27 protein-coding genes and 1 tRNA gene are annotated in these 20,676 nt (G+C 37.2%); 11 read left to right on the top strand and 17 right to left on the bottom strand.

The window, feature by feature from the left end; genetic code table 11:
- From dnaA to R8495_RS00015, 3 genes are all read left to right on the top strand, one after another.
- The gene (dnaA, locus tag R8495_RS00005) at positions 1-1,338 is read left to right on the top strand and encodes a chromosomal replication initiator protein DnaA (protein WP_317635520.1); all 1,338 of its coding nucleotides are present in this window, start codon (positions 1-3) and stop codon (positions 1,336-1,338) included.
- A 160-nt stretch (positions 1,339-1,498) separates the two neighbouring features.
- Complete coding sequence (gene dnaN / locus R8495_RS00010) at positions 1,499-2,632, top strand: DNA polymerase III subunit beta (protein WP_317635521.1); 1,134 nt, start codon at positions 1,499-1,501, stop codon at positions 2,630-2,632.
- A gap of 11 nt (positions 2,633-2,643) precedes the next feature.
- Positions 2,644-2,717: transfer RNA gene (locus tag R8495_RS00015), tRNA-Pro, on the top strand.
- Positions 2,718-2,942: 225 nt separating this feature from the next.
- On the opposite strand, the gene R8495_RS00020 is transcribed toward R8495_RS00015, so the two are convergent.
- A complete protein-coding gene (locus tag R8495_RS00020; protein WP_317635522.1) occupies positions 2,943-3,266 on the bottom strand; it encodes a hypothetical protein in 324 nt (107 codons plus the stop codon).
- Between the two features lie 274 nt (positions 3,267-3,540).
- Here R8495_RS00020 and R8495_RS00025 point away from each other — a divergent pair, with 274 nt between their 5' ends.
- Both R8495_RS00025 and R8495_RS11100 read left to right on the top strand, forming a co-directional pair.
- Positions 3,541-4,095, top strand: coding sequence for a hypothetical protein (locus tag R8495_RS00025; protein WP_317635523.1), 555 nt, complete (start codon positions 3,541-3,543; stop codon positions 4,093-4,095).
- Positions 4,088-4,333, top strand: coding sequence for a transposase (locus R8495_RS11100; protein ID WP_425613274.1), 246 nt, complete (start codon positions 4,088-4,090; stop codon positions 4,331-4,333). The genes R8495_RS00025 and R8495_RS11100 overlap by 8 nt, the downstream gene beginning before the upstream one ends.
- 382 nt (positions 4,334-4,715) lie before the next feature.
- On the opposite strand, the gene R8495_RS00030 is transcribed toward R8495_RS11100, so the two are convergent.
- The 6 genes from R8495_RS00030 to R8495_RS00055 all read right to left on the bottom strand — a co-directional run bounded on the left by R8495_RS00030 (position 4,716) and on the right by R8495_RS00055 (position 9,051).
- Positions 4,716-5,216: a hypothetical protein gene (locus tag R8495_RS00030; RefSeq protein ID WP_317635524.1), complete on the bottom strand. Its 501-nt coding sequence runs from the start codon at positions 5,214-5,216 to the stop codon at positions 4,716-4,718.
- A gap of 140 nt (positions 5,217-5,356) precedes the next feature.
- A complete protein-coding gene (locus tag R8495_RS00035) occupies positions 5,357-5,737 on the bottom strand; it encodes a transcriptional regulator GutM (RefSeq protein WP_317635525.1) in 381 nt (126 codons plus the stop codon).
- 7 nt (positions 5,738-5,744) lie between these two features.
- Positions 5,745-6,719 (bottom strand): PTS glucitol/sorbitol transporter subunit IIB, encoded by a 975-nt coding sequence (gene srlE / locus R8495_RS00040; RefSeq protein ID WP_317635526.1) that lies wholly within the window; start codon positions 6,717-6,719, stop codon positions 5,745-5,747.
- 4 nt (positions 6,720-6,723) lie between these two features.
- Entirely contained in the window at positions 6,724-7,308 is a 585-nt protein-coding gene (srlA, locus tag R8495_RS00045) for a PTS glucitol/sorbitol transporter subunit IIC (RefSeq protein ID WP_317635527.1), read from the bottom strand.
- Positions 7,309-7,329: 21 nt separating this feature from the next.
- Positions 7,330-7,692, bottom strand: a complete 363-nt coding sequence (locus R8495_RS00050) for a PTS glucitol/sorbitol transporter subunit IIA (RefSeq protein ID WP_317635528.1) — start codon at positions 7,690-7,692, stop codon at positions 7,330-7,332.
- A gap of 108 nt (positions 7,693-7,800) precedes the next feature.
- Positions 7,801-9,051, bottom strand: a complete 1,251-nt coding sequence (locus tag R8495_RS00055) for an NAD(P)H-dependent oxidoreductase (protein ID WP_317635529.1) — start codon at positions 9,049-9,051, stop codon at positions 7,801-7,803.
- A 173-nt stretch (positions 9,052-9,224) separates the two neighbouring features.
- On the opposite strand from R8495_RS00055, the gene R8495_RS00060 reads away from it, so the two are divergent.
- The 4 genes from R8495_RS00060 (at position 9,225) to R8495_RS00075 (ending at position 11,854) form a co-directional block, all read left to right on the top strand.
- Entirely contained in the window at positions 9,225-10,172 is a 948-nt protein-coding gene (locus R8495_RS00060; RefSeq protein ID WP_317635530.1) for a sugar-binding transcriptional regulator, read from the top strand.
- A gap of 47 nt (positions 10,173-10,219) precedes the next feature.
- Positions 10,220-11,185 carry an amidohydrolase family protein gene (locus R8495_RS00065; protein ID WP_317635531.1) on the top strand — a complete coding sequence of 322 codons (966 nt, stop codon included), beginning with the start codon at positions 10,220-10,222 and terminating at the stop codon, positions 11,183-11,185.
- 149 nt (positions 11,186-11,334) lie between these two features.
- Complete coding sequence (locus R8495_RS00070; protein WP_317635532.1) at positions 11,335-11,604, top strand: type II toxin-antitoxin system Phd/YefM family antitoxin; 270 nt, start codon at positions 11,335-11,337, stop codon at positions 11,602-11,604.
- Positions 11,597-11,854: a Txe/YoeB family addiction module toxin gene (locus R8495_RS00075; RefSeq protein ID WP_317635533.1), complete on the top strand. Its 258-nt coding sequence runs from the start codon at positions 11,597-11,599 to the stop codon at positions 11,852-11,854. Before R8495_RS00070 ends, R8495_RS00075 begins: the two co-directional genes overlap by 8 nt.
- 193 nt (positions 11,855-12,047) lie before the next feature.
- On the opposite strand, the gene R8495_RS00080 is transcribed toward R8495_RS00075, so the two are convergent.
- From R8495_RS00080 to R8495_RS00105, 6 genes are read right to left on the bottom strand one after another with little or no spacing between them, the layout of a single operon-like run.
- The gene (locus tag R8495_RS00080) at positions 12,048-12,539 is read right to left on the bottom strand and encodes an ROK family protein (RefSeq protein WP_317635534.1); all 492 of its coding nucleotides are present in this window, start codon (positions 12,537-12,539) and stop codon (positions 12,048-12,050) included.
- Entirely contained in the window at positions 12,505-12,747 is a 243-nt protein-coding gene (locus R8495_RS00085) for an ROK family protein (RefSeq protein WP_317635535.1), read from the bottom strand. Before R8495_RS00085 ends, R8495_RS00080 begins: the two co-directional genes overlap by 35 nt.
- Complete coding sequence (locus R8495_RS00090) at positions 12,744-12,920, bottom strand: hypothetical protein (RefSeq protein ID WP_317635536.1); 177 nt, start codon at positions 12,918-12,920, stop codon at positions 12,744-12,746. Before R8495_RS00090 ends, R8495_RS00085 begins: the two co-directional genes overlap by 4 nt.
- A complete protein-coding gene (locus tag R8495_RS00095) occupies positions 12,917-14,191 on the bottom strand; it encodes an alpha-L-fucosidase (protein WP_317635537.1) in 1,275 nt (424 codons plus the stop codon). The genes R8495_RS00090 and R8495_RS00095 overlap by 4 nt, the downstream gene beginning before the upstream one ends.
- A 17-nt stretch (positions 14,192-14,208) precedes the next feature.
- Positions 14,209-15,528: a PTS sugar transporter subunit IIC gene (locus tag R8495_RS00100; protein WP_317635538.1), complete on the bottom strand. Its 1,320-nt coding sequence runs from the start codon at positions 15,526-15,528 to the stop codon at positions 14,209-14,211.
- A 20-nt stretch (positions 15,529-15,548) separates the two neighbouring features.
- A complete protein-coding gene (locus R8495_RS00105) occupies positions 15,549-16,919 on the bottom strand; it encodes a glycoside hydrolase family 1 protein (RefSeq protein WP_425613275.1) in 1,371 nt (456 codons plus the stop codon).
- Positions 16,920-17,052: 133 nt separating this feature from the next.
- Here R8495_RS00105 and R8495_RS00110 point away from each other — a divergent pair, with 133 nt between their 5' ends.
- On the top strand, positions 17,053-17,775 hold the full coding sequence (locus R8495_RS00110) for a GntR family transcriptional regulator (protein ID WP_317635540.1): 723 nt from the start codon (positions 17,053-17,055) through the stop codon (positions 17,773-17,775).
- 4 nt (positions 17,776-17,779) lie between these two features.
- Here the strand turns inward: R8495_RS00110 and R8495_RS00115 are convergent, their stop codons facing one another.
- From R8495_RS00115 to R8495_RS00125, 3 genes are read right to left on the bottom strand one after another with little or no spacing between them, the layout of a single operon-like run.
- Entirely contained in the window at positions 17,780-18,139 is a 360-nt protein-coding gene (locus R8495_RS00115; protein WP_317635541.1) for an Ltp family lipoprotein, read from the bottom strand.
- Between the two features lie 56 nt (positions 18,140-18,195).
- The gene (locus tag R8495_RS00120; RefSeq protein ID WP_317635542.1) at positions 18,196-18,561 is read right to left on the bottom strand and encodes a hypothetical protein; all 366 of its coding nucleotides are present in this window, start codon (positions 18,559-18,561) and stop codon (positions 18,196-18,198) included.
- Positions 18,562-18,618: 57 nt separating this feature from the next.
- Positions 18,619-19,572, bottom strand: coding sequence for a hypothetical protein (locus R8495_RS00125; RefSeq protein ID WP_317635543.1), 954 nt, complete (start codon positions 19,570-19,572; stop codon positions 18,619-18,621).
- 87 nt (positions 19,573-19,659) lie between these two features.
- Here R8495_RS00125 and R8495_RS00130 point away from each other — a divergent pair, with 87 nt between their 5' ends.
- The gene (locus R8495_RS00130; RefSeq protein ID WP_317636638.1) at positions 19,660-20,340 is read left to right on the top strand and encodes a Fic family protein; all 681 of its coding nucleotides are present in this window, start codon (positions 19,660-19,662) and stop codon (positions 20,338-20,340) included.
- Positions 20,341-20,446: 106 nt separating this feature from the next.
- Here the strand turns inward: R8495_RS00130 and R8495_RS00135 are convergent, their stop codons facing one another.
- Complete coding sequence (locus R8495_RS00135) at positions 20,447-20,617, bottom strand: putative holin-like toxin (protein WP_317635544.1); 171 nt, start codon at positions 20,615-20,617, stop codon at positions 20,447-20,449.
- Between the last annotated feature and the right edge of the window lie 59 nt (positions 20,618-20,676).

Genomic DNA, 20,676 nt, shown 5'->3' on the forward strand with positions numbered 1-20,676 from the left:
ATGTCTGAAATCACTGATTTTTGGTCAGCGGTTAATAATGAATTTAACAATACGATGACCAAAGCCAGCTTCGACACGTGGATTCAAACAACTCACCCAGTAGAATACAAGGGAAATCAGATTTATTTAGAAGTCCCATCCCCATTACATAAGGGGTATTGGGAGAACAATTTAGTTAGTGAAGTAACTGATATTGCGAGTGGATTACTAAACAAACCAATCCATATTATTGTAAGAACTACTGATGAGTATGCGTCGTTAGATCCGACGATTGTTGAAGAGGAAGTTAAAGCACCTGTCAAAGATAAACCGCAACAAGAAACACATCTTAATGGTAAATACACGTTCGATTCATTTGTAACGGGTAAAGGAAATGAGATGGCTCACGCTGCTGCATTAGTGGTTGCAGAAAATCCAGGTGCCACTTACAACCCGCTGTTAATTTACGGCGGAGGTGGTTTAGGCAAAACCCATTTGATGGAAGCAATTGGGCATTACGTCTTAGATAACGAAAACGACAAAATCGTTAAGTACGTCACTAGCGAAACCTTCACTAATGACTTTATTAACTCAATTCGAAGTAATCACCAAGAAGAATTCCGGCAAGCCTACCGCAACGTAGATGTCTTATTGGTCGATGATATTCAGTTCCTTGCAGATAAAGAAGGGACCCAAGAGGAGTTTTTCCACACCTTCAACACCCTTTATAATGATCAAAAGCAAATCGTTCTTACTTCTGATCGACTGCCAAATGAAATTGCAAAACTTTCAGACCGACTAGTTTCCCGCTTTAAATGGGGATTATCAGTCGATGTGGCACCACCAGATTTAGAAACTAGAATTGCAATTCTTCAAAGTAAAGCGCATGCTGAAAGTCTAGAGATATCTGATGAAACGATCACTTACATTGCAAAACAAGTTAGCTCAAATGTTCGTGAACTTGAAGGAACCTTGGTCCGCGTTCAAGCCTACAGCGCAATTAAGCGCCAGGACATTACGACAGAACTTGCAATGCAGGCGCTTGACGGACTAAAAGTTAACCAGCGCACAGATATCACTGCCAGCAAGATCCAACGCAAGGTGGCAGACTTTTATGAAATCACCCCTGCTGATCTGAAAGGTAAAAAGCGAAGCAAAACGATCGTAGTTCCCCGTCAGATTGCGATGTATCTCTGCCGTGAACTTACATCTGATTCTCTTCCACGAATTGGACAAGAGTTCGGCGGCAAAGATCACACTACTGTCATGCACGCCATTAATCGAATTCAAGAAGAGATGGAAGGATCGCAACGACTTCGCGATGAGGTTAATCAGCTAAAAAATAAAATTCGTGAGTAACCTGTGGATAACCTCGAACTTTTCCACAAGTTATCCCCTGTTTATCCACAAGCAGAATGTTGATAACTTCCAAACGGTTAGTTTTTTTCACCGAATTCACAGGACCTACTATTACTTCTAAGAAAAAACAATAAAACTTATTAAAAAAAAAGAGGAAGCAATGAAATTCAAAATAAAAAGAAACCTACTACTCAAACATATCACCCGGGCTAATAAAGGCATTGCCAGCAAAACTCCGCAAGAAGTTTTACACAACCTTTTCTTAGAAGTTCTAAATGACCAAATTCGTATCACTGGTTCTAATTCTTCTTTAAGAATTGAAAGTGAGATTCCTGTGGATAACAATGAAGATCTCCAAATTTCTGAAATTGGCTCAATCATTGTGGATGCTAAACTACTTACAGATATTATTCGTCGAATGTCTAACGAATATATTAATTTAGAGTTAGTTGGTCAAAGAACGCTTCATATTTTCGATGTGGATACTGAATTTAAAGTCCAAATCTCAAAGCAAGATGAATATCCAACTGTGGAAAAAGCTGATTTCCAAAATAGTTACACTATGTCTTCGGAAATCTTCAGCAATGTGATTAAAGATGTGATTTTCGCCATTTCAAAACTTGAAATTCAAGTGGTAATGACTGGTGTTAATCTCCGCTTTGAACCGGGGAAAATCTACTTTATTGCAACGGATTCTCATCGTTTAAGCCAAAGAGTTATTGAAGCTCCCGAAGTAACTAGCAATTTTTCAGTCATTATTCCGGGATCGAATCTAAATGTACTATTGGGACTCTTAGAAGAAGAAAAAGAAGTTAGGATGTCAGTTAGCGACGATTTGGTGGTATTCCGTTTCTCTGACTACAGTTTCTATTCTCGTTTAATTAAAGAAACGTATCCAGATACTGATGCAGTTTTTCCACATGAATTCAACATGGTTGTTAAAGCTGATACGCATGAATGGTTTCAGGCTGTGGAAAGAGCAGCAATTATCAGTAGCGGAAATTCATCAAATATGATAACATTTAACCTTGACGGAGACAGAAAAAAGATTATCCTCAGTGGTGTATCTGACAAGGAAGACTCTTATAAAGAGGAGTTACCTTTTAGTGAAATTACTGGCGATAATTTGGTGATCCACTTCAACGCTAACTTTATGTTAGATGCACTGCGGGCCTACAGCGAAGGTGAAACTCAGATGAATTTCACAACTAGTCGTGGAGCTTTGACGTTAGAAAATGAAAATTACGGGGAAAGTTTTCTCCAATTAGTAACACCAATCATTACTTACGATTGATGTTTTATCTTCGGGATGTGGCTCAGTTTGGTAGAGCACCACGTTCGGGACGTGGGGGTCACAGGTTCAAATCCTGCCATCCCGATCAATGATAACTAGCCTAGGCTAGCTATTTTTTTGGGCTCTATAATATTGAGTGTTGATCAGTAATGATCGGCGCTTTTTTATTTATACCAAATTATAAGCAAAATAAAAAGGAACACCGCAATTCTAAAATTTAGAAAAATAACCAGGATATTACGTATGGAAAGAATTGGAAATAAGGGTGCTATGCTCACCGTTTTAAGTTAAAGATGTCAAAGACTCAAATTTAAGAAAAACGCTTAAATATAGTTCTATTGCTAGAAATCCTTAAATTTGACAATTGAAGCAAGAATTCGTGATGAAATTTAAAATCAAATATAATGGGAGAGCGTAACTGCATTTGACTTACCGATAAAATTGAATTAGAATATATGTACAACAAAGATGCTTGAACCAAAGGAGAAGAATATTCCTTCTTTTCTTTAAAAGAGAACTGGTGCGCCAACACCAGATTCTCTTTTTTGTACTCAAAGAAACTTAAATCCATAAAAAAGAGAGAAATTCGCCAAAATTCCTCTCCCAAAAAATTAGCGCTTTTTCCGTTTGTCATCCAGATTTTTTTCAATCTGGTTGCCCAAAACATCCAAAACTTTTTTGAACAGTGCTATACACACTGCTACAAAAATGCTGTCCCACAAAGGAGTTTTCCTCCTTCCAATCACAAAATTTATCGCTAGCGATAGAAATGTGATCAGTCTTATTTTACTTGATTTTCTATCAGTATCCAAATCAACATTTTCTAATTTAAAAAACATGTCCAATTTACTAACAAAATTGTCGTGCTACGCGCACCGTTTTAAATTAAAGGTGTCAAAGACTCAAATTTGACAATTGAAGCAGCAGAACCTGGATCTATTAGAGTACAACCGACAGAAAAACTAACATTTGGGATGCAAGCACAAGATGTTAATGTCTACGTTTTAGATGCAGTAGAGTCTACTTTAGTAATTCTCCATCATGTAAGAGGAAAAGCTGGAGATTTGGCAATGCGATTAGACGGCCTGTTAGCCTCGGAGATGTATATGACATTTACTGCCAAGACTAATGTTGTTAAAAGATCTCGTTGGATTTCTAAGCAAGTCCAGCTATCAGTGAACCTAGAAGCAATGCGCAATAGTTCATTAAAAGATATTGCCGAACGGCACGGAATTTCAGCATCTAGTGTTCAACGCTTGATTATAGAAGCCAATCCAAGTCTCTTGGGTAATCAATGTCATCATTTACCGGAGCACTTACTCTTTGATGAGACTAAGACTACCGGTGGAATGTATAGTTTTGTGATGATGGATAGTCGGCAGCATCAGCTGCTGGAAATGTTACCAATTCGCTTAACGAAAGATTTGAAACGTTACTTTGGGCGCTTTTCATTAGCTGAATGAATATAGCCAAAGAGTTAAAACCATTGTTGTTGATTTGAATGCGGCATATGTGAGTTTTATCCCGCAAATATTTCCCAATGCTGAAATTATTATCGATCGGTTTCATCTGGTCCAGATGCCTAATCGTTCAGTAAATATCATCAGAACGAAGTTGATGCGAACGAGTTATGGCTTTAGGAGTTGGGAGAATTTCAGATTAATGATTTATCTGGAATGCGGTATGCTTAAGGTTAGCTAAAGGGACCTGAAACAGGGTTCAGTTAACGACAAAGCAAGACAGCCAGACTAGTTACTAATGCAACGAAAAGGACTACTTATTTAGCGCACCCAAAAACCCATCAAAATAAGCATCAAGAAGAACTGAGAAGCAGTTCAAAAGAAATAAATACAAAAACGATTTGAAAAGTAAAAACCAGCTAGACCAATTTAGATCTGGCTGGTTGGAAAATTACTCATCAACACTGGTTGACATTAGAACCCAAAAAAACCAACCGAAAGGTTGGCTAAAAGGATTTATAACACCATGTGAAAGTAAAACAAATCTAGCATCAGTAGACAGTTCAAATCTACCGATAACCAATTATAACATTAATTAATAGAACAGTCCAGCAATTGATGAATTATTGTTTCTTTAATTCAAAAAGAAGATTTAAAACATATTCTGGTGGAACACTTACAGCTCGGGCAACTCTTTTTAGTGGATAACCACGCCCTAAGGCTTTAATAATTATTTTTTCATCTTCCAGATTGCATCGTTCCAAGAAAAAGTCTACACTTTCTTGATTCGTAAACGAACCGAGCCGTCGTTCTTCAAAATCATCATCATATCCCGGTTCACCGCTGTGTTTAATATCATCGATTACTTCATCTCTTACGAAATTTAAAGCCGAGTGTAAAAATATCTCATTTTCTAACTCGTAACCTTCGGGTTTCAACCAAATATGGCGATAATCAATTAAATATCCTAATCCCTTAATTGTATATTTAGCAAGTTCTTTGCTATTCTCTGGCACTAAACCAGTTTCAACTATTATATCTCTAACGACTTGATATGTCTTCATATAAGAATCAAAGGCGTTATCAAAGTGATCGTCAAATGAATCATCAAATGAATTACTCATCATTCCTCCATTCACTGTAACTTTATGTGACAGTATTAACTAAGCAAATTCTATCACTTATGAAGCGTGATTTCAAGAAAATTATTATTTTTTACCGAAAAAATAGCCTTGTACAATCGAGGATTAAAAATTAAATGGTTTTATGACCTTCTTTTTTGCGCGTTTAACGCATTTTCAATTGCAAGAGTGATTGATTTATAATACTTACTTGATTTAAGCGCTTTACTATCAATATTTTCTTTAATAATTGTATCATCAGGATGAAATCTGGCGAAAACAGATAATCCCTTAATCACGCGGCAATCTTGAATAATGTTTTGATCATCAATCACAATTAAACAAACTTGACCGATTTTGAATTTTGGCTGGTAAACCCCAACGCCAAAATAACCATTTTTGCGGTTATTAATCATTTCTTTGTACTCTTGAGTGTATATTTTACTGTTGAAATAACCAATGATTTGTTTGATGACAATGACAATAATTAAAAAAATTAAAAATGAAATTCCGTTGTTGCTCATGTGCTGCCTACTTCAACAAAAATGAAAATGCAAAGGCGATTAGGACGGCAATTGGTGATGTGATCAGCCGGGAAAATAAAATTGCAGGAGTCCCAGAGGTAATTGTATCTGGTTGGGCTTCCCCCAGGGTCAATCCGACCGGAATAAAATCGCATCCTGCCTGGGCATCAATTGCAAACAAAGCCGGAAGTGCTAAGAACATTGGAACAATTCCGGTGGCGATTTGTTGGCCAATTAAGGTTCCAACTACTGCAGCGATCACTCCTGCTGGTCCTAATATTGGTGATAGAAAAGGCAAAGCACAGATTAAACTTAAAATAACTAATCCAACGATATTTCCTGCAAGTGGACTTAATATTTTTGCAAGAATTTTACCGATTCCTGAATAATTAATAATTCCCACTAAAGTAGCAACAAAGGCCATAAAAGGTAAGATATTCTTAATTACGGTATCGATTGTGTCGCGCCCAGCTTGGTAGAAAGTATTGACGAATTCGCCAGCGATTTTGCCAACAACGTCGATTAGTTTAAGAAATCCGCTATCATTAGTTGGTTTAACTTCATCATTGCTTGAAGGAGTCGGTTCACTTGTAGATTGGAAAGTAGAGTCTTCTTTGGAGCTTTCAACTTCTTCAACGGTAACGCCCGAAACAAAAATATCTTCTTTAATAAACTGTGCTAAAGGTCCAGCTGGGGTGATTGCCACCGTGTTAATAGTTGGAATTCCCATTTTAGGGTAAACACCACTTCGAGCAGTTCCCCCGCAATTGACAACTGCGGCAAAAGTTTCTTCCTTCAAGACTGGATTGTTAAATGAATCCACCACTTCCCCGCCGCTTAGATCAGCAATCTTTTGGGCGACGGGGTCAATTCCGCCACCTGTTACACTGATTACGTATTTTTTTTGTTCATCTGGTTTAACAATCAGCGGTCCACCCCAGCCATGGTTACCTTTGACGATTTTTACACTATGATAAGTCATTTAATTAAGCCTCCTCTGCGTTTTCTTTTTTCAAATCATTGACATCTAATTTTTGGTTCAATATTTCAGTATTACCGTTGCGTTTGAAAAAGAAGATACTGAGTCTTTCGGTGACCATTCCTCTGATGAAAATGACAATGATTCCGGTTATGAAATATAACAGCGCTAAACGAGTCTGATTGCCGCCCGCTTTGGTAAATCCATTAGCAATTCCCAAGAATACGAATAATTCCGCTGAGTTGGCATGGGGAAAAATACCAGTGACTGGGTGCAAAAATGACACACACGAATCGAAGTAAGCTGGTTTATATTTTTCGGGTAAGAAACGTCCTGCTGTGTAACACATTGGATTAGTAAAAAAGAAAACCCCCAGGATCGGTAATAAGGTGTAACGCAAAATTGAATACTTAGTGAGTTTGGCCATGAAATTGTTAACCCGATCTTCACCAATAAACTTAATTAGAGCATTAATTGCAGTAATTAAAGAGATTAATAAAGGAATAATATCGGTCATATATCCCATAAATACTTTGCCGCCCGCTTTAAAAAGTCCGATAAAGCCAGTTGCTACATTAGTTAAAATATCCATTAATTAATCCTCCATGTTTTATTATTGAATCGTTACGACTTGGTTCACTTCGAGAGTTGGAATCGCTGTTTTATTTGAAGAAACAAAAATTGAACCAGGAAGTTTGCCCACATCTTCGTCAGTATTATTGAAATAAATTGATAAATGCCCTAGTTTGTCAAAATTTTGGTTAGCGTCATTGCCAACAAAATCAATCTTAAAACTTTGATCACCAAAGCTAATCTGTCCACCAACATGAAGGACGTTTGTCTCATCTCCCTGTTTTTCATGGAGAGCTGCTACGTCCTTTAATTCCTGGGGAGCGTTGGGGTTAAACATAATTAACACTCCAGCATCGATTAACTCAAAAGCATCGTTTCCAATTGAAATAATTTTTGTTTTCATTTAGATTATCCTCCTTAAGATACCGCTTACATCGGTTCGCTAAAAAGAATAGCACACTCTACAGATTAAAGCTTGAAGAAATCTACAAGAGTCGTGCTATTCAGTAACTTATTTTGCAAAAACGCTATCCTGCAACTGACGTAGTTTTACTACGACAGAATTAGGATCTAATTCTATGGAATCATTTGTTAAAGCTTGACCATTTTTAATATCTTTTTTGGCAATTGTTTGACCAGTGATACATCCAATTGGGACGTGGTTATTAGCGACAAAGTCACTGTGAGTTTCGATTGAGCCGCGAACTGAATATCCACCAATTCCATCAATAACTTCGCCTGCTTTAATATCTCTTTTGGCAACGGCAATTGTTTCAGAAACTGGAGCACCCAAAGGCACGATTGCGTGGTCATGATTCAAAACAGCTTTAGCGATTGTTAGTGGAGTTTCAAGGCTTGCTAAATGGAATGGCCGGTACAAAATATGGTGCTTGCGATCACCTTTCTTCAAGAGATAATTCATCTCGTTAGCTACGCCTTCGTTTTGGCCTTCGACAATAACGAAGACACTGGGAGCAATTCCGTCTACATATTCTACGACGCCAAATTTATCAAGAACGCCGCCGTTTGATTTCAAGTCCAGTTCTTTGACCGTGCCATCGACATCGGCTTTAATTCCGTGCATCCCAGCAATATCAGGAATTAAGCCGGTCGCATTTGATAACAAGGTCATCTCGGCCATCGTCTTAGTTCCATCTTGAAAAGCTGCTAGCATGTGAGGTGACATGTGTTTACTTTCAGCTTCTTCTTTTGCGGTATCTGGATTGGCTTCCAATTTAATTTTATTATTCTTCCCTTTACCAGCAACGAGAACTTTCATTCCCATGGATTTAGCAAATTCGAAAAGTCCCGTAGTTACTGCTGGCTCATCGCCATCAGAGCCAGTGTAAACTAAGTTACCAGCGTCATAAAGTTTTTTCATTAAAGGTCCGATGGTTACATCGATTTCAACGTTTAACAATACTAAATGTTTTTTTGCAACCAAGGTTTCAAGCGCCAATTGAGCCCCGACCTCAGTTACTCCTGTTGCGTCAACTACAACTTCCACGTTATCACAATGAACAATTTCCTTAAAATCAGTTGATGTTAAAATATCAACTGGTTTCTTAGAGTTGGCGTTAAATGAATCTTTAGCGCGGTTTGCGTTTTCTAATTTAATATCACTAATTCCAGTAACTACCATTCCTGGAATTCCAGCAATCTGGGAAATCATTCCAAATCCCATTTGACCTGCTCCGATAACTCCGACTTTGATCGGGTTATCTGCTGCTTCTCTTTGTTGTAACTGTTGATATAATGTCATAATTCTACCCTTCCTAACAAAATTTCTATGTTCGAACAATTGTCATAATAACGCTTTCCTGAACTTATGTCAACAACTGTAACAAATGTTATGAATTTGAGTCTGATCGATTTTATTTTTGTCAGCCAATGTGTTAGATTGAAGTTAAAAATCAATTTTCCAAGAGGTAAATAATGACCCATAATGATTTCACGGATCGCGATTTATTGCTAAAAGCTGCGATTTTGTATTATGAACAAAATATGACCCAAGAACAGATTGCTAAAATCATTGGGATTTCTAGACCAGCAGTTTCCAAAATTTTACAGAATGCACGAGATCAACATTTAGTTGAGTTTTTTGTCAAAGATTTTTCTAAGCGGACGGTGGAATTAGAAATTGAGATTCAAAAGAAATATAATTTGAAAACCGTGAAGGTGGTTTCAAATCGCTTCAATCGAACCACCGAAGCCATTGAGATGCAAGTAGGATTTTTGTCTGCCCAATATTTACAAAGTATTGTGAAGGATGTTTCCTCGATTGGGATTGGTTGGGGCAATGCTGTGTCTAAGTTTGTCGATGAGACTGATTATTTTTTGGCGCGTAAATTAACGGTTACGCCGCTAGTTGGTGGACTTGGACTGCTTAATTTGGACATTCATGCCAATAATTTAGCTTCTAAACTAGCAACCAAATTAGGCTGTCAATATTCGACTTTTTATGCACCAGTCATTGCGGCTTCGGCTAAGGAGGCTAAAGAATTAAAAGAGTCCGAGCTGGTATCTTCTTGTATTGAGGCAGCAAAAAATGTCGACGTTGCTTTCATCGGGGTCGGAAATGACGTCGAATCATCAACTTGGCGGAAGCTGGAATATATTTCTGAATCTGAAACGAAGGAATTGACTAAGGCTGGGGCAATTGGCGATGTAGTTGCTGATTTTTTTGATCGAGATGGTCAGCGGGTTCACACTGGATTTTCTAACCGATTAATTGGAGTCACAATCGATGATTTAAAGAAGATCCCCAATGTTGTAGCTATGGCAGTTGGGACTAAGAAAACGCAAAGTGTGAAAGTTTTGCTCGAAAATAAAATCATCAATGCATTGATGATTGATCAGGATTTAGCCGAACAAATCGGATAAAAAACAATTAAAATGATAGCAATGAAAACAAGAAAGCAAGTAAAAAAATGAAAAAAATTGATGCACATCTTCATTTAGTAAAATCTGTTGCGGGATTAAATGGTAGAGGACGCCTGACGCCTTTGGGTGATGGCAAGGCAATTTGGGATGATGGGACTTTAATTAAGCTAATCCCGGATGGCTGGGGATCGGATAATTTTCTAGCAGAGTCAGCTCTAAAAGTAATGAAAGAAAACGGAATTGAGAAATCTGTTTTGCTCCAGGGCAGTTTGAATGGATACCAAAACTACTATTCTTATCAAACAGTCAAGAAATATCCGGATAAATTCATTGCAGCCTTCTCGGTTGATCCTTTTGCTGATAATGCAATGAGGATCGTTAAAAGACATGTTGAAGATTTAGGTTTTCGCGCGATTAAGTTTGAAATCAGTCAAGGTGGCGGACTCCACGGATATCACCACCCTTTTCGTTTAGATATTTCTCTTGAAGTGGGTAAAATTCTCCACTTTATTTCCGATTATCCGGGATTTGTTGTTACTGTTGATTATGGTGATTATACGCAATTTAGCTACGAGCCAGAAGCGATTGCAAATTTGGCTATGCGTTATCCAAAACTCGATTTCGTAGTTTGCCATCTGTCCTTTCCTAATGCTGATCACCTCGATCGCTTGGAAAATGCTTTAGAACAATGGAAGCCATTTAATAATATCTCAACTGAGATCTCGGCCATTCAAGATATTGAAGGAGAAACAGAATTTCCTTTTCCACGCTGTCAAAAAGATGTCGCTTTAGCAAAGAAAATTTTAGGAGCAAAAAGAATTTTCTGGGGAACCGACTCTCCTTGGTCTTCAACGTTTAATTCATATCACGATCTATCCACTTGGTTACAAGCCACTGATATTTTTACAAAAAGCGAACTAGAGGACGTTTTCTACAATAACGCCGAGAGAATTTATTTCAAACCTGAGCATATCAAGGCGATGCGCGAGAGCGTTGATCCAGTGATGGCGTAAAGCAGCTCCAAATGAAGAAACGACAGCAGTGCTGACGATTATAAAAAGTTAGAAAATAATACTAAACCCTTTTCAATTTTTTTGTTTATTGAAAAGATGTGGTACAATAAATGGTACAATTACTTCGTAAAATGTAAAGGAGAAATATAATGGATGCCGTTTCTTACTCAAATTTTCGTTATAAATTAAAATATTATTTTAAAAAAGTAAACGAAGATGCAGAACCTCTAGTAGTCACTAATAAAGATGAGAATGATGACGTTGTTGTAATGTCGAAACGAGATTATGACGCTTTTATGGAAACTTTCAGGACTTTATCAAATCCTTATTTATTAGATAAAATCAAGCGTGGGGATGAACAATTTAAATCGGGAAAATTTCAAAACCATGAATTAATTGATTTTGAAGATTATGATTAAATCTTGGTCAGATGAAGCTTGGGAAGATTATTTATCTTGGTTTCAAAAAGGTGATAAGAATATTATTAAAAAAATTAACAGACTTCTTAAAGATATTGAACGTCATCATTATACAGGAATTGGTAAGCCAGAACCTTTAAAATATGAATTATCTGGTAAGTGGTCACGGAGAATTAATGGTGAACATCGGTTAATTTATAAGATTGAAAAAGATACGATTTTTATTTATTCAGCTCGTGATCATTATTAAATTTTTCTCGTTAAATTATAAAAGGGCTCAAATGGCCGTAAGTTAGGCCAAAGCTCGAAAATCCTAATGATGCAAAATGAAGAAACGACAGCAGTGCTGACGATTACTTCGAAACTTCGGTCAAATCCTGTTAATCTGAATTTGTTGAGAGGTTGAATAAGAAAACTTTCTTAAATAAAAAAGCTAAAAGTGATTAAACACTTTTAACTTTTTTTAATTGCTCGAAAGAATTAGCAGCACCGATCAGATTCGCATCGTTATGAAACTTAGCAGCAACAATTTCTGGCACGATCGGAGCAAATTCAACCTCTTTAACTAGCTCTTGGATAGATTTTCTTAGTTGCTCTAAGAAATATGGATTTTTGGAAACTCCACCGCCAATGATGAATTTCTCGGGATCAAAACTATATTGTAAGTTGTAAATAGCTTTAGCTAAACTTTGAAACATGAGTTTAGCTTCGCTAGAAGATACTTCATCGCCTTGCTTTGCCAACTCCAACACTTCTTGACCAGATAAATTGGTGTTTTTGATTTTATTGTAGCGCTCTGCCAAGTGGACCACGGTTCCAACAAGACTAAGCGATTGCCCATCTATTAGCATCAGGCCAAATTCCCCACCGTAGAGGTGTTTGCCGGGAACAATTTGACGATTAACGACTACCGTTCCCCCAATGCCAGGTTCCAATCACGATAAACAAAACGTTTTGGAGGTTTTTGGCTGCACCGACTGATAATTCGGCAATTGCCGAACAATTAGCATCGTTTTCGATTGTCACTGGTAGTTGAAGACGGCGCTGAAGCTCATCTCTAATTGGCAAGTTATGAAAATATGGAACAGCACTGATTCCTTCGATGTAACCAGATTCCTGGTTAATGACTCCGGGGAGACTCAACGCAACTCCCTAATTTCATGACGAGAAACAATTTGATTCATTAAATCGTAAAAAGTTGTTAAATCTCCCGGAGTTGCGGTCTTAAATGTCTGTAAAAGTTTTTGTTGGTCAGGGTCCCACAAGCCGTATTTAACTGCAGTCCCGCCCACGTCAATTGCAGCTATTTTCTTCACACAGTCTCCTCAATCATCTCTAGAACTGTAAATTCATCTTCACTGGAGTTTTTATTTATTTCAACTCTTGAATCGTTAATTTGCACTTCAACATTTTTATCAAGTGCTTTAACACTCAAAATCTTTTGTGAATAGTCCCAGTTTTTTTCACTATCTTGCTTGACGAAAGCATATAGATGGTTATCTCGCTGGGTAAAAAACCAACCAGCGGGCGGATTACTAATGTCAACGGCTCGAGTTTTAAATATTGCTTGGCCGTATTTTTGAAGCCAAATTTTCAGTTGCGCTAGTATTTTTAGCGCCTCGTGAGGCAAAGTTCCGTCCGGTTTTGGCCCAATTCCCAAAATCACATTTCCGCCTTTGCTCACGATTTCAACAATCATCGATTCAATTTCAGAAAACGTTTTGTATTGATCGTTGGGGACGTAGCCCCAATTTTTGGCAAGAGGAATGTTACTTTCCCAAACTTTCTTTGGCGGAGTTTCTGGAATCGACCGCTCGGGAGTGACATAATTCTCATAAAGTCCCCCGATTGTGCGATCGACAACCAAAATATTGGGCTGATGCAAACGAATTTGCTTGACAATGCTTTCCATCTCTAAAAACTCATGATGATCTTTATTAACCCAGCCGCCGTCAAGCCATAGAATATCAATTGGTCCGTAATTAGTCGTCAATTCAAGGAGCTGGTTTTTGACAAAATCATTGAACTGCTGCCATTTAGCGGGATTTTCCTTCGGATCATAAGAAGCATAGCGCCCAATTGGGTCGCTTCCTGGTTCCCAATAATTTTCGTTATGCCAATCTGGTTTTGAGTAATACGCCCCTACTTTTAGATTGTGTTGTTGCATTGTTTGGCTAAAGATCTTAAAAATATCTAAGTTCGAGTGAAAATTTGAGAACTTAGTATCGAAAATACTGAATCCATCGTGATGCTTGGTTGTCAAGATCCCGTATTTTATTCCTGTATCTTTAATTGTAGCTGCCCAGGAGACGACGTTGTCAGGATTTGGATGAAAATCATTTGCTAAGTTCCAATAATCATGGCGCAATTCAGCCAAATCGGATCGCCAAGGTTTTTTGCGAGCCCAAGTGTCTTCTTTAGATAATTGCCAAGATTCAACAATCCCAGCAAGCGAGTAAAGTCCAAAATGGAAAATAACGCCAATTTTATCGTCTTGGAATTGATTCAGTTGCTCAATTAAATTAGCAGGAAGGTTCTCGTACTCTTCGTTGAAAGTTTCTTGATCTGTAACAATATCTTTTCGCAAATGAGTTTTCCTCTTTTTTAGATTTCTTTCGATTTATTACTTGCCAGGACAAACGGCAGGTAAAGGAAAATATCCATTATAAATAATAAAGCTGATAAAATTGTTGCGGGAATGTCTCCGGCTGTCGTTACCCAGGCAGTTAATATTGGAGGTAAAGTCCAAGGTGGAATCACAACACTTTTAGCGACTAGGCCCATTGCCGTCAGAGGGTAAGCAATCGCTAAATTAATGATTGGAACAAAAAGAAACGGAATTGCCAAAAATGGATTCATAACTACTGGTAACCCAAACATAATTGGTTCTGAAACGTTGAAGAAACTTGGGACAAGCCCTAATTTGGCGACTTCCCGATAATTTTGTCTTTTTGATCCAATAAAGATTGCGATCAAAAGCGGTAAAATGGCACCAGTTCCACCAAATAGAGTATACATTCCAATCCAAGGGTTGGTTACGATAAAAGGCACATGTTTTCCAGCGCTAAAAGCAGAAATATTTTGCTGGATAGCCGCTAACATTGACGGAGATGTAACCGAAGAAACAATGTTTTGACCATGCAAACCGAAGAACCAAAGAATTTGCGTCACGATTTGAACCATAAATAATCCAATTGGTGATTCCATCGCTGCTTGAAGCGGGATCGCGATTACGGTTTGAACGAGTTGAGTAATTGTTTGACCAGTAATTTGGATATAAATGAAAGTAAATAACGCAAAGATAATAACAACAAGACTTTCTGGAATCAAAGAATTAAAAGATTGCGCAACTGCTGGTGGAACACCATCTGGCATCTTGATTCTAAGTTTTCCGCTTTTGGTAATTTTAATTAATAATTCAGTACTTAAAAGTGCGCCAATGAGCCCAACAAACATTCCACCCGAAGAGGTTAGAGCCTGAGTATAGACCCCAGCGACTTTGACGATCTTAGTGCTGTTGGCAACATTTACATCGTTAAATAGTGGGAACATGATTAAAGTTACTGCGACACTAATAATTCCTGCGTGCAGCGGGCTTAAATTCTCTTCAGTAATAGTTTTAGCAGCAACATAATGCTTGGTTAAACGATAACCAATTAAAAATGTTACAAAGATGGTCATAAAACCTAATGTACCATTGTTTACCATGGTACCAATATCTAATAGTTTCTTAAAATATGGAAACTTCTTTTGCAAACCAGGATTAGAAAACAATAGACTATTTAACAAAATAAATAGTGAATTCACCATGATGATTGGTGAAATATCAATAAAACTATCGCGGATTGCAATCAAATGGCGTTGATTACCAATTTTATTTGCATAAGGTAAAATCCATTTGTTGATTTTATCTGCTATTTTCAAAATTTATTACTCCCCTTTTTTTACATGACTTCTCCATTGGTATGAATCACTTGTTTCAACCAATGGTAACTTTCTTTTGGAATTCTCTTTAAATCCAATAGATCATGATTAGTGCGGTTGACATAAACTACCCCATAACGTTTATCGACATTACCTTGAGAACTAGGAATATCGATTAATCCCCAGCCGAGATAACCAATTACATTGGCACCATCTTGAATCGCGTCTTTTAGCGCTTCAAGGTGCTCACGGTGGTATTTGATACGATATTGATCATTAATTTCGTGTTTGCCGTCCCAACTTTCTCTAACGCCAATTCCGTTTTCAACTGGAAAAATTGGCAGCCTGGTTCGATTAGATAAATCCATAATAACGTTATAGAATCCCGTTGGATCAATCTCCCAGCCCCATTCATTGGCATTTAAATAATGATTAGGAACTTTTGAATAATCAGCCCAATAGTTTGGTGGCGTGCCTACAGGAACTTTGGTACTATCTAAAGCCGCCGAAGTGTAATAACTAAAACTGATAAAATCACTTCGCGTTTTACTGATTTGCGCTAAATCGTTTGGATCCAAAATGTCGTCCAAGTGATTCTCTTTCATAAAAGCAACAACTTCCTTGGAATACTCTCCAGTCGTAAATAACTGCAACAAATTGTAAGTAGTAAATTCTTTATACTTACGGACAACTTGTTGATCTTTAGGATTAGTTGTCGCGGGATACAATTCATGCAAAGCTTGCATGCCGCCAATTTGGATTCCCGGAAAAAATTCATGGATATAATTAGCTATTTTGGCATGAGCTAAGGCAACGTTATGTTGAATTTGATACAAATCGTGCAGTGATCTCTCACCTTGTTGATAACCACTATAATCGAAACCGCCCCCTGAACTGTAAAGATTTTGTTCATTAAAAGTCAACCAATACTTAACTTGATCACCAAATTCTTGAATCATTTTTTTTGCATAGATCACAAAATTATCCACGACAGTTTTACTTATAAATCCGTTGTATTTGTTTGCTTGATTCAATGGCATATCGAAGTGATATAAGCAAATCATTGGTTGGATCCCAGCTTTTAACAACTGATCAATTAGGTCATGATAAAACTTGATCCCTTTTTGATTAAATTCCCCCTCTCCTTTTGGTTGAACTCGGCTCCAAGAAATTTGAAATCGATAAAAGTTCATCCCTAAATCTTTCATCAAAGCAATATCTTCTGGATAGCGATGGTATGCATCAATTGCTACTTTCCAATCGCTAGCATCTTTTTGTGCGGGACGCACGTCGTAAACCGAGGGCCCTTTACCATCTAGATCAAAGGCTCCTTCAGTTTGCATACTGGACGTTGAATTCCCCCAGAAAAAATTGTTTGGTAACTTAATCATCATTAATCCTCCTAGAAAAGGCTTACAATAGCAAACACAAATATAGTATATACCCTTTTTAGAAAATGTAAATACATCTTTGGAGATTGTTTTTTACCTTTTTTTTTGTAATAATTCTAAAAGGAGGGTAAAAATGCCAAAATATCAGGATATTGAACAAGAATTAATCAGAAGAATTCAAAAGGGAATTTATAAGGCGGGTGCCCCCTTTCCAAATCAAAATCAATTAGCCAAAGAATTTAATACAACGCGGATGACCGTTCAAAAAGCTCTTAGTGGGCTTTTTAAAAAGGATTTAATTTATACACAGCAAGGTGCAGGGACTTATGTAAAGGTTAATGCGCGACTTGCTTCGCAATTAGATGCAAGTGTCGATCAATACGTGGGAACGACGAAATTAATGGGCGCCGATCATGAGGTTGAAAGTCAGATTCTCAAATTCGAAATTAGATTTCCCAATGAAGACGAACAAGAACAGCTTTATATTTCGGCTAATGAACCGATTTATGATATTCAAAGAGTTCGGATTGTGGATAAGATGCCATCTTCAATTGAGTACACCAATATGCCAGTCAGTGTAATTCCAGGCCTAAGTGAAGAAATTTTAAAAAAATCGATTTATCACTATATTGAGAATGACCTGAAAAAAAAGATTGGCGCGGCTTATCGAATAATTGGTGCAGATCATCCGCAACAATTTGATATTGATTATTTGAAATGCAAAAAAAACGACCCAATCCTCAAAGTTCGGCAGGTCGTGTTTTTACAAGATGGGACGCCTTTTGAATATTCAGAGACTCGCCATCGCCATGATAAAGGGAATATTATGATTTATTTACCGGGAAATAATTTCTGATTTTCTATTGATTTAAATTCTTCATTGCATAATCGATCTCAGAATCTGTGTAGTGGGAGTTCTTCAAAATTCGTTTAATGTCTTCAGTTCTAGTATTTCCTTTAAATCGTTTAGCATCTTTTAAAGCCATTTTGTTCCAATTAGTTTTCAAATGGTCGATAGCATACTTAGCTTGGGAAGTAGTAAAATTCTCTCCGTATTGGGAAATCAATTGATTATAAATTCCTTTTTGGGAGAAAGCTTGATGTTTCAAATAACTTTCTGCAGATTTTTTTGCAACTTGGTTCCAGTCAACGTCAAGATGATCGATCGCATATTTTCCCTCTTCTTTAGTAAAACCCTCAGCTTTTGGGTCAGTTAGCATTTCATAAAGTCTTTTTTTGGATGTTGGATAATCTTTAACTCTGTATTTTGCAGCTTTTAAAGCTTGTTGTTTCCTGCTTTATCTGCTTCTTTTTTGCTAACATTATAGCCGCCTTTATCGATGGGATCAGTTAAATTTTTGTAAATATCTTTCTTCGAAGGGTGCCATTCGTATTGAGCTATTACCTTCGCCTCATCAAAGGCCGTCGAAGATTCAGATTTACTATCAGAGCTTGAGGTAGTCTCGTGAACGGAATCGTCCTGATCTTTTTTAAAAGGTGCTGGTCCAAAGGCCAATATTGTTAAAATTATAATTAACCAAAACTCCCAGTGCTGATAAATTTTTTTGGGTGCGCGGTTATTAATCTTCCCAGTGTCTTTAAAATGATAATAATTTTCAGTTTGAGGCGTATTATTTCTCATTTTTGTCTCCGATCCATTTTAAACAAAAACTCCCTCTCAAGTGAGAAGGAGCAGATTTTAACGACCGCCCATTATTTGTAGAAGCTGCTCAGAAAATTCTTTTGGTGAGACGATCTTGTCGCTTGAAGGCATCTCAATTTTCTTATCGTATTTCTCGGTTTGAGTATTAAATTCAGCTTCGATTTCGCCGCCATCCTTTGGTTGCATTGTTAAGGTGTATTTTAATTTGGAAGCTTTTGTATCAAATTTGATGACGATATCTAATGCCTTCTGTTTTGAGAAGAATTTATCAATGTCGGACTGCTTCATCGGCTTCACATCATCGTCTTTATGCTTCTCAAGATATTTGTTATAAATTTCCGTTGCTTTTTTAACATCATATTTGTGTAATGTTGCTGTAATTACATTATCTTTTTTGGTGACAGCATCTTTTGGTAATGAATCCACAACTTCTTTTAAGGCTGCAGCAGAATCTTGTTGAATGTTATTAGCAGCTTTTGTCGCATTTTTTTTGTTTGCTGAACTAACTTTTTTACCCGATTCTTCCGACAGAGCTATCACGTCAACGTATTTACCAGATAATTTCGAAAAATCATAGCTAGGAACTTTTGAGCTAAACGATCCCATCAGTTTAATGATCGATCCAAGAAAGTCGGCATCTAGATAAACTTTTTGGTCATTGCCCACAAAATCTAACGGAATTGTCTGCTCCATCGCATTAACTTTGATGTTTCCCTTACCGTTTTTACCATCGGAATAAAGTTCGCCGTTTATAGTGCTCTGTTTAAAAAGATTGAGTGCCATCATACTCGATGCATCCATCTTCTCTTTTTCATCGTTTGATAATTCGAGTTTGTTGATTTTTAAATCAAAAGTTGCTTTCGCTTCTTTTTGGCTCGCCATTTTCTCGTACTCACTTACCAGAGCTTGTTTATTAGATTTGGCACACCCAGTTAAGACCAGCAACATCGATAATAAAACTAGTAAAAAAATTGTTTTTTTGTTTTTCATTTTTCCCTCCAATATGATGATATCTAATAGTAAAAATAATGTCAAAGGAGTGTGGTAAAATATATTAAAAACATGGAGGCAACTGGGATGGAGTATCCGGATAAGTACAAATTTACTAAAGATGAAAATCGACGTTTTGCTCGAAGTAATCTTGTTAAATTAGTACACACTGAATCTCGTTTTGAGGGTGTTAATACAACGTTGCCACAAACTCAGACAATTATGGACGGAATGAGTGTTCAAGGAGTACCCGTAGCTGATATTTTAACGATTGTTAATTTGAAAAAAGCTTGGCAATTTATCACAGAGAGCAATGCGAGTTTAAGTTTGGATTTTGAAAAGCAAATTAATTTGATTGTCGCAAAAGAAGATGCTTTGATTCCGGGTAGTTTAAGAAGCGGACAAGGTGGAGTTAGTCTATCTGATAATGAATTTTTTGAGCCACCAATTGTAAATGAACAAGAAGAAATTAAATTTATAGAAGAACTGCAAGATAACGATTGTAGCATCACCGATCGGGCGATCACTCTGATGTATCACAACATGCGTAATCAGATTTTTTGGGACGGCAATAAACGAACAGCAACAATAGTTGCCAATAAATTGATGATTGACCATGGAGCTGGCCTAATAAATGTACCGCTTGATAAATGGGAATTATGGAACCAATTGCTGAGCAATTTTTATCGAACAAATGAGATGAGTCAACTAAAAACGTGGACTTATGATAATGCAATTCAAGGCTTGAGTGTGAGAATGGCCAGGTAGAAAGAGCTGAGACTTGCAGTTAAATGCTCAAACATGTATAATTTAGTTACAAAAAGCCAGTGCGTTAACACTGGCTCTGGTAAGCCGCTTTAAAGGCGGTGACCAATTATATTGTAGACATTTCTGCCACTCTATAACCTGTCAAAGTTATATAGAGCGGCTTTTTTTTATCTATCGTGATGTTAACAATTAAGATGCCAAACATGAGCATCAGGGATAGCGCTTCGAAAACTGACAAAGCTGGCTGATTTCCTTTCAAGTGTAATTGCAAAATCATTCGCAACACCTCCTCTCGAAGATCACAGTCACCGCCCATAAAACTCTTACTACAATGAG

Origin of the sequence: Xylocopilactobacillus apicola (assembly GCF_033095985.1) — a bacterium.
Lineage (GTDB): Bacteria > Bacillota > Bacilli > Lactobacillales > Lactobacillaceae > Xylocopilactobacillus > Xylocopilactobacillus apicola.

Coding starts and splice junctions, on each gene's coding strand:
- R8495_RS00125 (WP_317635543.1), bottom strand. CDS start 19,572: ATGAAAAACAAAAAAACAATTTTTTTACTAGTTTTATTATCGATGTTG.
- dnaN (WP_317635521.1), top strand. CDS start 1,499: ATGAAATTCAAAATAAAAAGAAACCTACTACTCAAACATATCACCCGG.
- R8495_RS00130 (WP_317636638.1), top strand. CDS start 19,660: ATGGAGTATCCGGATAAGTACAAATTTACTAAAGATGAAAATCGACGT.
- R8495_RS00115 (WP_317635541.1), bottom strand. CDS start 18,139: ATGCTAACTGACCCAAAAGCTGAGGGTTTTACTAAAGAAGAGGGAAAA.
- R8495_RS00065 (WP_317635531.1), top strand. CDS start 10,220: ATGAAAAAAATTGATGCACATCTTCATTTAGTAAAATCTGTTGCGGGA.
- R8495_RS00070 (WP_317635532.1), top strand. CDS start 11,335: ATGGATGCCGTTTCTTACTCAAATTTTCGTTATAAATTAAAATATTAT.
- srlE (WP_317635526.1), bottom strand. CDS start 6,719: ATGACTTATCATAGTGTAAAAATCGTCAAAGGTAACCATGGCTGGGGT.
- R8495_RS00135 (WP_317635544.1), bottom strand. CDS start 20,617: ATGATTTTGCAATTACACTTGAAAGGAAATCAGCCAGCTTTGTCAGTT.
- R8495_RS00120 (WP_317635542.1), bottom strand. CDS start 18,561: ATGAGAAATAATACGCCTCAAACTGAAAATTATTATCATTTTAAAGAC.
- R8495_RS00035 (WP_317635525.1), bottom strand. CDS start 5,737: ATGAGCAACAACGGAATTTCATTTTTAATTTTTTTAATTATTGTCATT.
- R8495_RS00075 (WP_317635533.1), top strand. CDS start 11,597: ATGATTAAATCTTGGTCAGATGAAGCTTGGGAAGATTATTTATCTTGG.
- R8495_RS00110 (WP_317635540.1), top strand. CDS start 17,053: ATGCCAAAATATCAGGATATTGAACAAGAATTAATCAGAAGAATTCAA.
- srlA (WP_317635527.1), bottom strand. CDS start 7,308: ATGGATATTTTAACTAATGTAGCAACTGGCTTTATCGGACTTTTTAAA.
- R8495_RS00105 (WP_425613275.1), bottom strand. CDS start 16,919: ATGATTAAGTTACCAAACAATTTTTTCTGGGGGAATTCAACGTCCAGT.
- R8495_RS00055 (WP_317635529.1), bottom strand. CDS start 9,051: ATGACATTATATCAACAGTTACAACAAAGAGAAGCAGCAGATAACCCG.
- R8495_RS00020 (WP_317635522.1), bottom strand. CDS start 3,266: ATGACAAACGGAAAAAGCGCTAATTTTTTGGGAGAGGAATTTTGGCGA.
- dnaA (WP_317635520.1), top strand. CDS start 1: ATGTCTGAAATCACTGATTTTTGGTCAGCGGTTAATAATGAATTTAAC.
- R8495_RS00060 (WP_317635530.1), top strand. CDS start 9,225: ATGACCCATAATGATTTCACGGATCGCGATTTATTGCTAAAAGCTGCG.
- R8495_RS00050 (WP_317635528.1), bottom strand. CDS start 7,692: ATGAAAACAAAAATTATTTCAATTGGAAACGATGCTTTTGAGTTAATC.
- R8495_RS00030 (WP_317635524.1), bottom strand. CDS start 5,216: ATGAGTAATTCATTTGATGATTCATTTGACGATCACTTTGATAACGCC.